This is a genomic window from Leifsonia sp. LS1, from assembly GCF_020521355.1.
GTDB lineage: Bacteria > Actinomycetota > Actinomycetes > Actinomycetales > Microbacteriaceae > Leifsonia.
Genome location: NZ_BPER01000006.1, coordinates 96,695 through 108,865, shown reverse-complemented (window position 1 = coordinate 108,865; position 12,171 = coordinate 96,695). Strand labels below are relative to the sequence as shown.

Sequence of the window (12,171 nt, the reverse complement as noted above, 5' to 3'; positions counted from 1 at the left end):
CTCTCAATCTTCTTCGTCGCACACCGCGGGAGCGATGTGCGCCTCGACCGCGGGCAAGAAAAAAGCTCCGGCGCAGAGGCACGGAGCGAGAGGGTTGCAGAAACCTGCGAATCTTGCTTCATACACCTGCGCGGGCGCCCACCTGAGTGGATCTTCTCTGCGTGCGAACACGCGGACCAGCGGTCTTTGGCTTCATCCAGGGTACGCGACACGCACCGGATCGCGCAAATCGCGGTCAGCGCACCCGGTGCCGGTGCAGGAACCCGCGCACCGCGGCACCGTGCCCCGGCCGCAGCACGACCTCCCCGTGGGCGCAGCGCCTGTGCAGCACCACCCGGGCGTGCGGGATGCGGCGAGCGGTCTCGTAGACCACCTCGGGCGGATAGAACGCGTCGTGATCGCCGCAGAGGAAGAGCGTGGGCGCGCTGATGCGGTGTGCGCGGCCGAGCATGTCGTAGCCGTCCTCGGCGCGCACCAGCGGGACGAGCGTCTCCAGGGCCTCCGGCACCGGAAGGAGCGGCGCCACCGTTCGCAGGATCGGCCCCGCGCCGAAGAAGTCGAGCGTGGCCAGCGCGAGCTCGGTGTCGGCGCGACGGTCGCCGGCCTCCAGCTGGTCGGCGTAGCGCCGCTGGAGCAGCCTCCCCTCGTCGCCGAGCCGGCCGGCGCCCGAGACGACCACCAGCGCGCTCACGAGCTCGGGATGATCGGCCGCGAGCTGCAGGGCGATGCTCGCCCCGGTGGACGTCGCCAGCACCGGCACGGGGGCGGCGAACCGGCGGCGGAGCGCCCGCCCGTAGAGGTCGGCGATCTCGGCCATGTCCGCCCCGTCGGGAAGCGCGCCCGGCCGCCCCAGCGCGTGCACCCGATGCCCCTGGGTGCCACGCAGAGTGAGGCGCTCGGTGGCCGCGTCGACGCCACGCGGGGCGTGCGGCGCCGCCGGCAGACCGCGGAAGAAGACCAGCGGGGGCGCGGAGGCCGGACCGTACGGCGTCGCCGCGATCGTCGCGCGCCCGGTCACTCCCGGCCCGTCTCGGCGGTGTCGGCGGCGTCCGAGGTGTCGGCGACTTCGGTGGCCTTCGCCTCGTGCGGGGCCGTGTCGGCGTCGTCCGTGTCGATCTCCTCCGGCTCGAGCATCGGCTCGGGCGCGGTCGCATGGCCCGCACCCTCCACGAGCGGCAGGCTCACGGTGAAGGCCGTGGCGCCCGGCTCGCTGCGCACCGACACGTCGCCGCCGTGGGCCTCGACCACCGCCTGCACGATCGCGAGGCCCAGCCCCGTAGACCCCGTCGCACGGTTGCGGGAACTGTCACCGCGCGCGAAGCGCTCGAACAGTGTGGACTGGAGCTCCTCCGGGATGCCGGGGCCGTCGTCCTCCACGGTCACGATCGCCCGGCCGGCGTCCGCGTCGACGTCGAGCGCCACCGTGACCACGGTGCCCTCCGGCGTGTGCACACGCGCGTTGGCCAGCAGGTTCATCACGACCTGGTGGAGTCGCGGCGCATCCCCCACCACCTCGACGGGAGCCTCCGGCACCACGATCCGCCAGCGGTGGTCGGGCCCGGCCGCGTGCGCGTCGCTGAGGGCGTCGATGAGCAGCAGGGAGAGGTCCACCGGGTCGCGGTCGAGTTCCCGTCCTTCATCGAGGCGGGCGAGCAGCAGGAGGTCCTCCACGAGGGAGGTCATGCGGGTGGCCTCCGACTCGATGCGCCCGAGCGAGCGCGTCACATCGGGCGGCAGCTCGTGCGGGGCACGCCGGGTCAGCTCGGCGTAGCCGCGGATCGAGGCGAGTGGCGTGCGCAGCTCGTGGCTCGCGTCCGCGACGAACTGGCGCACCTTCTGCTCGCTCGCCTGGCGGGCGGTCAGGGCGGAGGCGACGTGGCCGAGCATCCGGTTGAGGGCGGAGCCCACCTTGCCGACCTCGGTGTGCGGATCGGTGTCCTCGTCGGGGACGCGCACCGAGAGCGCGACGTCTCCGCGGTCGAGGGGCATGTTCGCCACCTGCTCGGCCGTGCCGGTGACACGCTCGAGGGGCTTCATCGCGAGGCGCACGATAGAGCTCGCCAGCAGGAAGGCGAAGATCAGCCCCGCCAGCGTGACCAGCACGATGACGAGCGTGAGCTGGGCCACTGTCGCGTTCACCGAGGTGAGCGGGAGGCCGATGATGACGCTGTCGCCGTTGTCGAGGGGGACGGCCGCCACCCGGTAGTCGCCGACCGTCGGTCCGAGCGTGATCGTCCGCGGCGTCCCGTCCGCCGGAAGCTTGAGCAGCGCCTGTCTGTCGATGTCGACCGTCTGGGGGGCGGCGGACTGATCGGGCGACCCTTGCGGCGGCCGGTCGGCCAGGATGACCGGGTACAGAAGGTTCTGGCCGTTGCGGACGACGCCGAACGTCTCCGTCTGCTGTCCGGGGGCCGCCACCACCTGGGTCACCTGGGGAGTGGTCGGGCCTTCGCCGAACAACGAGTTCGCCCGCTGCTGCCCCCGGTTCAACGAGGAGGTGAGCTGCGCGTCCAGTCGTCCGACGAGGTAGCTCTGCAACGCCAGCACGCTCACCGTCCCGATGACCGCACCGAGCACGGCGAGCATCGCCACGACGGCGAGCACGACACGGCTGCGCAGCGTCCAGGACCGGAAGGGGCGGATGCGCTGGGTCCAGCTGGTCCCGCCGTGGGGTGCCGGTGCGCCCGCGGTGCGGGCAGCGGTCATTGCGCGGCCTTCACCATGTAGCCGGCGCCACGGACGGTGTGGATCATCGCGGGGCGGCCGGCATCGATCTTCTTGCGGAGGTAGGAGATGTAGAGCTCGACCACGCTGCTGGAGCCGCCGAAGTCGTAGCTCCAGACGCGGTCGAGGATCTGCGCCTTGCTGAGCACGCGGCGCGGGTTGCGCATGAGGAATCGGAGCAGCTCGAACTCGGTCGCCGTGAGCTGGATGAGCTCGCCGTCGCGGTGCACCTCGTAGCTGTCCTCGTCGAGCACCAGGTCACCGACGATCAGCACCGGGTCGTCCTGATCCGCCACCGCCGCGCGCGACCGGCGCAGCAGCCCCCGCAGACGCGCCACCAGCTCCTCCAGGCTGAACGGCTTCGTCACGTAGTCGTCGCCGCCGGCGGTCAGGCCGGCGATGCGGTCGTCGAGGGAGTCCTTCGCCGTGAGGAAGAGCACGGGCGCCTCGTTGCCGTCGGCACGCATCCGCGAGAGCACCTGCATCCCGTCGATGTCGGGCAGCATGATGTCCAGCACCACGACGTCCGGCTTGAACTCGCGCGAGAGCTGCAGCGCCTGCTGGCCGGTGGCCGCCGTGCGCACGTCCCAATCCTCGTAGTGCAGCGCCATGGCGAGCAGATCGGTCAGCGTGGACTCGTCGTCGACGACGAGCACGCGGATCGAGCTGCCGTCGGCGCGGCGCAGAAGGGTACGAGGCTGGCTGGAGGCGCTGGAGGCGGCGCGGGCGTTGATGGTCACCTTCTCCATTATGTGGAGACCTCTTCGCGGTGGCTATGCGAAACCTATGGAGAGTCTGTGAGCGTCGAGCGACCCGTGTTCAGCGAAAACATAGGCGGGGCCTACGCCGTCGAAAGGACCCGGCCCTAGCGTCCCCCCGTCAGCACAAGCCCCCCAGCCAAGTTTGGAAGCCACATGTTCGGGACGTATCTGCGACGGGAACTCCTCGGCCGTCGCAAGCAGACGGTCATCATCGCGATCGGCATGGCCCTCGCGATCGCGCTCGTCATCCTCGTGAACGCGGTCTCGGCCGGAGTCAAGGACGCGCAGGCCAGTGTGCTGCAGTCCGTCTACGGCGTCGGCACCGACATCACGGTCAGCCAGCCCGCCACCGCGGGCAGCGGCACCCCCGAGGCGGGCGGCGGCCGCTTCGACTTCGGCGCGAACGCCGGGACGGACGCAGGCGGCAGCCGCAGCGTCAACACGTCGCGACTCGAGCCCGCACGCGGCGCCACCGTCATGGCGGACACCACGCTCGCCACGGTGAAGAAGGTGCAGAACGTGTCGGCGGCCGCGGCCGTTCTGTCGCTCACCAACACCAGCTTCAGCGGAACCCTCCCCGATTTCCAGCAGCTGCGCCAGGAGCGTGAGTCCGGCGGCACGGGCGGGAGCGGCGGCGGCGAGGTGCCGAACCCGGCACCCACCGGCGGGGCGGACGGCGCGGGCGGCAGCTCGTTCAACGTCGACTCCTTCACCGTGCTCGGCCTCGACCCCGCGGGGAAGTCCGTCGGACCGCTCGCCTCCGTCACCCTGACCTCCGGCCGCACCTTCACGAAGGCCGACGCCGGCAAGGATGTCGTCGTGCTCGACTCGGCGTACGCGAAGACCGCCAGCAAGACCGTCGGGGACAGCCTCACGATCGGCGGGACGGACTTCAGCGTCATCGGGATCGTCGCAGCCACCGGCTCCGACTCCACCACCGCCTCCAACGCCTACATCCCCCTCGACGTCGCGCAGACCCTGTCCGGTCAGGCCGGCAAGATCTCTTCGGTCTACGTGACCGCGGCGTCGTCGAGCGACATCTCGCAGATCAAGACCGACCTGACCAAGGCCCTCCCGAGCGCGACCGTGAGCACCGAGGCCGACCTCGCCTCCGACGTGTCCGGCTCGCTGGGCAGCGCGGGGCAGCTCATCGCCAACCTCGGCACCTGGCTCTCGCTGATCGTGCTCGCGGCGGCGTTCCTGATCGCCATCCTGTTCACCATCTCCGGCGTCACCCGGCGCACCCGCGAGTTCGGCACGCTCAAGGCGATCGGCTGGTCCAACCGGCGCATCGTCGGACAGGTCGCGGGCGAGTCCGTCGTACAGGGCGTCTTGGGCGGCATCATCGGCGTCGCGGTCGGCCTGATCGGCGTCTTCATCGTCAACCTGGTCTCACCCACGCTCACCGGCAGCGTCAGCTCGCAGTCGGGCTTCGCCGACGCGGCGGGCCGCGGGACCGGCGCGGTCGGCACGGCGGCGACCAACGCGCCCGGCGGCGGATTCGGCGGTGCAGGCGGCGGATTCGGCGGTGGCGGCGGATTCGAGGGCGTCCGCCGGGCCGCGGCCTCCACGACGGAGATCGCCCTCCACGCGCCCGTCACCCTCTGGATCATCCTCGGAGCCGTGGGCCTGGCCGTGCTCGGCGGCCTGCTCGCCGGCGCGATCGGCGGGTGGCGCGCCTCCCGTCTCCGTCCCGCAGCCGCCCTCCGCTCGGTCGCCTGAACCCACCGCCTCAAGGAGCAGCCATGTACACCCTCACGAACGTCACCAAGAAGTACACGCAGTCCAAGCGGGAGGTCGTCGCCCTCAAGGACGTCACCCTCGACATCCCGGACGGCCAGCTGGTCGCCATCCAGGGGCCGACCGGCGGCGGCAAGTCCACGCTGCTGCAGATGCTCGGCGCCCTCGACCGCCCCACCTCCGGGTCGGTGGAGCTCGGCTCGTCGAGCCTCTCGAAGCTGGGCGACGGCAAGCTGGCCGGAATCCGCGCGAGCGAGATCGGTTTCGTCTTCCAGGGGTTCAACCTCATCCCGACGCTGACGGCGCAGGAGAACGTGGAGACCGCGCTGGCCCCGCTCAAGATCAGCGGGGACGAGCGCAAGCGTCGCGCCGCGGAAGCCCTCGCCTCCGTCGGGCTCGGCGACCGCGGCACACACCTGCCGTCAGAACTCTCGGGCGGTCAGCAGCAGCGCGTCGCGATCGCCCGCGCCCTGGTGAAGAACCCGGAGGTGCTCCTCGCCGACGAGCCCACGGGAAACCTCGACGAGGAGACCCGCGACGAGATCATGGACGTGCTGGAGGGCCTCTGGCGCGACCGCGGTCTCACCCTCGTCATCGTGACCCACGACAGCGCCGTCGCAAAACGCGCCCAGCGCCGCCTCCACATCAAGCACGGCCAGGTCAAAGAGGTCGCCTGACCCCCACGCGCGATTCGTGCCGAATGTCGGCTCTGGCGGCGGTGGAGTCGACATTCGGCACGAATGTCGAGGGGCGTCTCAGCGCTCGGGGGTGGGGACGACGTGCATGCCGAGGGCCTCGGCGAAGACGACGGCCTGACGCTCGTCGATGGTCGCGCCCCGGAACGAGACTTCGGCCGGGTCGACGCCCGTGAGGTCGCTCCCGACCAGGGAGGCCGCGGAGAAGTCCGCACCGGTGAGGGTCGCTGCGGAGAGATCGCAGCCGTCGAACCGCGCCTCGACGGCGCGCACACGGCTGAGGTCGGCCTCCCGCAGACGCACGCCGCGGAAGTCGGCGCCGCCGAGGTCGGCGCGCCCCAGGTCCACGAACGCCCAGTTGCCGCCCTCCACCTTCAGCAGCGCGAACTCGCACGCATCGAACGTGCTGCCGGTCAGCTTGCAGCGGCGGAACGCCGAGTCGAAGAAGTTGCAGCCGTGGAAGGTGCAGTTCACGAAGGCCGAGTCGGTGTGCTCGCTCACGTTGAAGCGCACCGAGCGGAACGTGCACCCGGTGAAGGTCGCTCCCGAGGAGCGCAGCTCCGTCATGTCGACATCCACGAACTCGACATCGGTGTACTCGACGCCGTCGAGGTCGCGTCCGTACCAGTCCTCACCCCGGATGGTGCTCTCCGTGCTCACGGTTCGAGCCTAGCCATCCGGGGTGACGCCGCCGCGCGGCGGCGCGTCAGTCCTGATTGCTGAACGCGGCGTCGAAGGACGCGGTGGGCGTCGTCCACAGCAGCGAGCGGATGTAGCCGACGGCCTCCTTCGCACCGTGCAGCCGGTCCATGCCGGCGTCCTCCCACTCGATCGAGATCGGACCGGTGTAGCCGATGGATTCGAGGGCGCGGAAGGAGTCCTCCCACGGCACGTCGCCGTGCCCGGTCGAGACGAAGTCCCAGCCGCGGCGCGGGTCGCCCCACGGCAGGTGCGAACCCAGCACGCCGGCACGGCCGTTGCGGGGGCGCAGGCGCGTGTCCTTGCAGTCCACGTGGTAGATCCGGTCCTGGAAGTCGACGATGAAGCCGACCGGGTCGATGTCCTGCCACATCATGTGCGACGGATCCCAGTTGAAGCCGAACGCCGTCCGGTGGTCGATGGCCTCCAGCGACCGGACCGACGACCAGTAGTCGTAGGCGATCTCGGACGGGTGCACCTCGTGGGCGAACCGCACGCCTTCCCCGTCGAACACGTCGAGGATAGGGTTCCAGCGGTCGGCGAAGTCCTGATACCCGGCGTCGATCACGGAGGCGGGAACCGGCGGGAACTGCGCGACATACGGCCAGATCTTCGAGCCGGTGAACCCCACGACCGTGTCCACGCCCAGCTTGCGGGCGACCTTCGCGGTCAGCTTCAGCTCCTCCGCGGCGCGCCGGCGCACCCCCTCCGGGTCGCCGTCGCCCCACACCTTCGAGCCGACGATCGCCTGGTGACGGAAGTCGATCGGGTCGTCGCACACGGCCTGGCCCTTGAGGTGGTTGGAGATCGCCCACACCTTCAGGCCGTACCGGTCCAGGATGTCGAGGCGGCCCTGGAGGTACGTGTCGTCCTCCGCCGCCCGCCACACATCCAGGTGCTCCCCCGACGCCGCGATCTCGAGGCCGTCGTAGCCCCACTCGGAGGCGAGCTTCGCCACCTCCTCCAGCGTCAGGTCGGCCCACTGGCCCGTGAACAGCGTGACCGGGTGCGTGTGCCCCGCCTGTGCCGGTTCACGCTGTGCAGTCGTGTTCTGATCGGTCATCGATCCCTATCCCATCTCGATCCAGGTACCCGACTCGGCGGAGTCGAGCACGGCGTCGGTGATCCGCACGGCGCGCAGGCCGTCGGTGAAGCGCGGGAGCCCGTCCGGCTCCTCCCCCGCGACGGCCGCGTAGCTGTCGGCCACGAACGCGTTGAACGCGTCCTGGTAGCCCTGCGGGTGCCCAGAGGGGACGACGCAGAGCCGGGCCGCGTCGGCGCTCAGCTGGTCGGCGTCGCGCGGGACCAGGAGGCTGCCGGCCCGGCGGCCCACCCAGAGCGTCTCCGGCTGCTCCTGGTCGAACGCCACACTCTCGGCGGTGCCCGCGATCTCGAGCCAGAGCCGGTTCTTGCGACCCGGGGCGACCTGCGACACCAGCAGGGTGCCGAGCGCGCCGCCCTCGGTCTCGACCACCACGGCCACGGCGTCCTCGGTCGTGATGGCGGAGTGGGACGCCCGTTCGGCGAATACTGTGCGCTTCGTCGCGGACACGCGCGAGACGCGGTCGCCCGAGACGAACTCGACCAGGTCGACGAGGTGTGATCCGATGTCGGCGAAGGCGCGCGACCGGCCGCCCTGGGCGGCATCGACCCGCCAGTTGTCGTCGCCCGCGCCCAGCAGCCAATCCTGCAAGTAGGAGGCATTGATGCTGAGTACGTGCCCGGCCTGGCCCGACGCGAAGCGGTGGCGCGCCTCCCTGACCATCGGGTGGAACCGGTAGATGAACGGCACGGTGGCCACCCGGCCCTCGGCCGCGCGCACCAGCTCCTCGGCATCGGCCGTCGTGGTCGCGAGCGGCTTCTCGCAGATCACGTGCTTGCCCGCGGCCAGCACCGCTCCGGCCTGCTTCGCGTGCAGCGCGTTCGGCGTGGTCACGTGGACCACATCGACCGTGTCGTCGGCGAGCAGCTCGTCGAGCGAGCCGTACGCACGGGCGATGCCCAGGCGCTCCGCCGCCGCCGCCGATCTCTCGGCCGTCGACGACACGACCCCGGCCAGGTCCGCTCGCGACGCGCGGGCCGCGCGGCTGTGGACCTCGGCCATGAAGCCTCCGCCCACGATTGCGACCCGGAGGCGCTCCCCCGCCCGGCTGCCGTCGCGGCGGGTCAGGCCGCCCTGTGTCGCGTCGCCGCGTGCCGACTCGCGCGCACTCGCACTCTCTGTCATCGTGCCGCCTACGCCAGGGTCGCCGCTCGCGGGTCCCAGTCCTCCGGGAGGGCCGGAGCCACCTGCACGGTGCTCGCGACCTCGACCGGCACGCCGGACTCGCCCGCCTCGATCGTCGAGACCATGACGTCGAGCACATGGTAGGCCTGCTCGCCCGAGGCCCGCTCGGGCACTCCGGCGCGGATGGCCCGCGCCAGCTCGACGACGCCGGTGCCTCGGCTGGAGGTCGACCCGGTCGACGCGACCGATTCCTGGCCGTCGGCGCCGTGGACACGCAGCTCGCCCTCGAAGGTGTTGGGGTCGGGGACCTCGACGGTCCCGTCGGCGCCCGCGACCTCGAACAGCGTGCGACCGAGCTTCGAGTCGAAGCTGAAGATGGCCTGCGCCGTCTGACCGCTCTCGAACTGATACAGCGCGCTCACGTGGGTGGGCACCGTCACCGCGAACTCCTCGCCGGCACGCGGGCCCGAGCCGATGATGCGCGTCTCACGCGATCGGGAGGCGACCGCCGTCACCCGGGCGACCGGACCGAAGAGCTGCACGAGGGCCGTCAGATAGTACGGGCCGATGTCGAACAGCGGGCCGGCGCCCTCCTGGAACAGGAAGTCCGGGTTGGGATGCCACGACTCCGGGCCGGGCGACTGCATGAGCGTCAGCGCCGTGAGGGGCGCGCCGATGCGGCCGCTCTCGATGAGGCGGCGCGCCGACTGGATTCCCGCGCCCAGGAAGGTGTCCGGCGCGGTCGCGACGCGGAGTCCGGCGGCGTGCGCGGCCTCCAGGAGCTCGGTGCCGCTGGCGCGGTCGAGCGCGAACGGCTTCTCGCTCCACACGTGCTTGCCCGCGGCGAGCGCCTGCAGCGCCACCTCGACATGCACCTTGGGGATGGTGAGGTTGACCACGATCTCGATGCCGTCGTCGGCCAGGAGCTCCTCGACGGACCCGGCTCCCGGGACGCCGTACTTCTCGGCCTGGGCGCGAGCGCGCTCCTGGTCGATGTCGGCGACGAACCGGACCTCGAGGTCCGGGAACGCCGTCAGGTTCTCGAGGTACTGGTTGCTGATGACGCCCGCGCCGATGACGCCGACACCCACGCGCCCGGCGCTCACGCGAGGCCCTTCTCGGTGAGGAAGGCGTAGCTGTCGGCGACGGCCTGGAAGCGATCGCCGCGCGAGTCGTCGAGTTCCACGACGCGGAGCGCATCCGGAGCGGCGGCGATGATGTCGGCGATCGGGAGCGAGCCCTGGCCGACGGCCACCTGGTCCTTGGTCTCCGTGGTGCCGGGGCCGTCCTTGATGTGGAGGGCGACGACGCGGTCGCCGAGCGCGGGGAGGAGCGTCAGCGGATCGTGCCCGCCGACCGCCACCCAGTAGGTGTCGACCTCCAGCACGACCTCCGGCGCCAGCTTGCCGGCGAAGAACTGGAGGGCGGTGGTGCCCTCGACGGTGCTCTCGAGCTCGTGCGCGTGGTTGTGGTAGCCGACGCGGACGCCGTAGCGGGAGGCCACGGAGGCGGCCTCGTTGAGCTGCTCGGCGATCGCGGCGACGTCCTCCGCCGACTGCCAGCGCTCGGGCGCGACGTAGGGGTCGATGACCGTCTGGATGCCGAGCGCCTGGGCGGCGGAGAAGACCTCGTCGAGGTCGCCGCCGATGAAGCCCTGGTGGGTGGTGGGGGCCGTCAGGCCCGCCTCGGCGAGGCCCTCGCGGAGGGTGTCGCCGAAGGACAGGAAGGCGAACGGCTCGACCTGCGTGAATCCGATGTCCGCGATGCGGCGCAGTGTGCCGACCGTGTCCTCGGTCAGCAGCTCACGGACCGTATAGAGCTGCACGGAGAGTTTTGACGTCGACACAGTGCTCCTCGTCGAGTGGTGGTGCGGATGGGTGGCCGCCGGACGGCGGTGGCTCCATTCAATCGAGACTTCTGTCGGATGTCAATCAAAAGTCATACGGTCTCTGGCTATCTTTGGACGGATGCCGACACGTGTGGTTCAATGACCGCATGACCGACACCGCGCGCGACACGGGACTGGTCGCCACGGACGCCGCCGACCTGCTGGCGATCCTGCGCGACGGCGTCCCGCGTACACGCGCGCAGCTCGCCGAGCTCACCGGCCTGGCCCGATCGACCGTCGCCGTGCGGATCGACGCCCTCACCGCGTCGGGCCTCATCGCCCCGGCGGGCGACGACGTCTCGACCGGAGGGCGCCCGCCGTCCCGCGTGCGGTTCAACCCCGCCTCGCGCGTCGTCGTCGCGATCGATCTCGGCGCCACGCACGGCGTCGTCGCCCTGGCCGACCTCGCGGGGGACATCCTCGCGAGCGACTCGCAGCGCCTGCGCATCGCCGACGGTCCCGAGGCGGTGCTCGACTGGGCGCTGCAGAGCGCGCGCCGCCTGTATCGCGCAAGCGGACGGCCGGCGGACGACCTGGTCGGTGTCGGCATCGGCGTGCCCGGGCCGGTGGAGCATTCGACGGGGCTGCCCGTAAACCCCCCGATCATGCCGGGCTGGGACCGCTTCGACATCCCCGCCCACGTGCAGCGGGTCTTCGACGTCCCCGTGCTCGTCGACAACGACGTGAACCTCCTCGCCCTCGGCGAGCACGCCCGCGTCTGGCCGGAGCAGACCGATCTCCTGTTCGTGAAGGTCGCGACCGGAATCGGCGCCGGCCTCATCAGCGGGGGTCGCCTGCAGCGTGGCGCGCAGGGCTCCGCCGGCGACCTCGGCCATGTCCGCGTGCCGTTCGGCACGGACACCCCGAGCCACGGCGCACAGGACGCGGACCTCGAGGCGCTCGCGAGCGGACCGGCCATCGCTCGCGCCCTCACCGCGGTGGGCATCCCCGCCGAGACGACGGACGACGTGGTCGACCTCGCCCGCACCGGCAACCCCGTCGTGCAGCAGGCCATCCGTCAGGCGGGGCGCGATCTCGGCGAGGTCGTCGCGACCTGCGTCAACCTCCTGAACCCGTCGATGGTCATCGTCGGCGGAGGTCTCTCCCGCGTCGGCGAGCAGTTGCTCGCCGGGGTGCGGGAGGTCGTCTACCAGCGGTCGACACCGCTGGCCACGCAGCACCTCACGATCACCGAGTCCCGTTCCGGCGGGACCGGCGGCGTGATCGGCGCGGCGATCATGGTGATCCAGCACGTGCTGGACCCCGGCTCCGGGGCGGCGCGCACTCCCGCGCGCTGACCCGTCGGGTTCCCCTCCCCTCCCCTCCCCGTCAGCATCGAATCGATTCGACTCTTCGAAAGGAATCTCGTGACCATCGCATCCTCCTCCTCCGGCACCGGCGCCGGACGCCCACTGCGCGCCGGAGTCATCGGCTTGG

Annotated in this window: 11 protein-coding genes; 3 read left to right on the top strand and 8 right to left on the bottom strand. The window is 71.3% G+C overall.

Going from position 1 to position 12,171, the window contains the following annotated elements; all coding sequences use genetic code 11:
- Positions 1-235: 235 nt before the first annotated feature.
- From LLS1_RS12360 to LLS1_RS12350, 3 genes are read right to left on the bottom strand one after another with little or no spacing between them, the layout of a single operon-like run.
- Positions 236-1,018, bottom strand: coding sequence for an alpha/beta fold hydrolase (locus LLS1_RS12360; RefSeq protein ID WP_226655944.1), 783 nt, complete (start codon positions 1,016-1,018; stop codon positions 236-238).
- Positions 1,015-2,706, bottom strand: a complete 1,692-nt coding sequence (locus LLS1_RS12355) for a HAMP domain-containing sensor histidine kinase (protein WP_226655942.1) — start codon at positions 2,704-2,706, stop codon at positions 1,015-1,017. Before LLS1_RS12355 ends, LLS1_RS12360 begins: the two co-directional genes overlap by 4 nt.
- The gene (locus tag LLS1_RS12350; RefSeq protein WP_308443812.1) at positions 2,703-3,473 is read right to left on the bottom strand and encodes a response regulator transcription factor; all 771 of its coding nucleotides are present in this window, start codon (positions 3,471-3,473) and stop codon (positions 2,703-2,705) included. Before LLS1_RS12350 ends, LLS1_RS12355 begins: the two co-directional genes overlap by 4 nt.
- Positions 3,474-3,638: 165 nt before the next feature.
- On the opposite strand from LLS1_RS12350, the gene LLS1_RS12345 reads away from it, so the two are divergent.
- Together LLS1_RS12345 and LLS1_RS12340 are read left to right on the top strand one after the other, a co-directional pair.
- A complete protein-coding gene (locus LLS1_RS12345) occupies positions 3,639-5,207 on the top strand; it encodes an ABC transporter permease (RefSeq protein ID WP_226655941.1) in 1,569 nt (522 codons plus the stop codon).
- Positions 5,208-5,230: 23 nt separating this feature from the next.
- Positions 5,231-5,902 carry an ABC transporter ATP-binding protein gene (locus LLS1_RS12340; protein ID WP_223359736.1) on the top strand — a complete coding sequence of 224 codons (672 nt, stop codon included), beginning with the start codon at positions 5,231-5,233 and terminating at the stop codon, positions 5,900-5,902.
- Positions 5,903-5,980: 78 nt separating this feature from the next.
- On the opposite strand, the gene LLS1_RS12335 is transcribed toward LLS1_RS12340, so the two are convergent.
- Genes LLS1_RS12335 through LLS1_RS12315 form a run of 5 tightly spaced genes read right to left on the bottom strand, consistent with a single transcriptional unit; the run spans position 5,981 to position 10,671 of the window.
- Positions 5,981-6,580: a pentapeptide repeat-containing protein gene (locus tag LLS1_RS12335; protein ID WP_226655939.1), complete on the bottom strand. Its 600-nt coding sequence runs from the start codon at positions 6,578-6,580 to the stop codon at positions 5,981-5,983.
- A 46-nt stretch (positions 6,581-6,626) separates the two neighbouring features.
- Positions 6,627-7,682 (bottom strand): sugar phosphate isomerase/epimerase, encoded by a 1,056-nt coding sequence (locus tag LLS1_RS12330; protein ID WP_226655937.1) that lies wholly within the window; start codon positions 7,680-7,682, stop codon positions 6,627-6,629.
- A gap of 6 nt (positions 7,683-7,688) precedes the next feature.
- On the bottom strand, positions 7,689-8,846 hold the full coding sequence (locus LLS1_RS12325; protein WP_226655935.1) for a Gfo/Idh/MocA family protein: 1,158 nt from the start codon (positions 8,844-8,846) through the stop codon (positions 7,689-7,691).
- A gap of 8 nt (positions 8,847-8,854) precedes the next feature.
- Complete coding sequence (locus tag LLS1_RS12320; protein WP_226655934.1) at positions 8,855-9,952, bottom strand: Gfo/Idh/MocA family protein; 1,098 nt, start codon at positions 9,950-9,952, stop codon at positions 8,855-8,857.
- A complete protein-coding gene (locus tag LLS1_RS12315) occupies positions 9,949-10,671 on the bottom strand; it encodes a sugar phosphate isomerase/epimerase (RefSeq protein ID WP_226656196.1) in 723 nt (240 codons plus the stop codon). The genes LLS1_RS12320 and LLS1_RS12315 overlap by 4 nt, the downstream gene beginning before the upstream one ends.
- 170 nt (positions 10,672-10,841) lie before the next feature.
- Between LLS1_RS12315 and LLS1_RS12310 the strand changes: the two genes are divergently transcribed.
- Positions 10,842-12,032 (top strand): ROK family transcriptional regulator, encoded by a 1,191-nt coding sequence (locus LLS1_RS12310; protein ID WP_226655932.1) that lies wholly within the window; start codon positions 10,842-10,844, stop codon positions 12,030-12,032.
- The last annotated feature ends 139 nt before the right edge of the window (positions 12,033-12,171 follow it).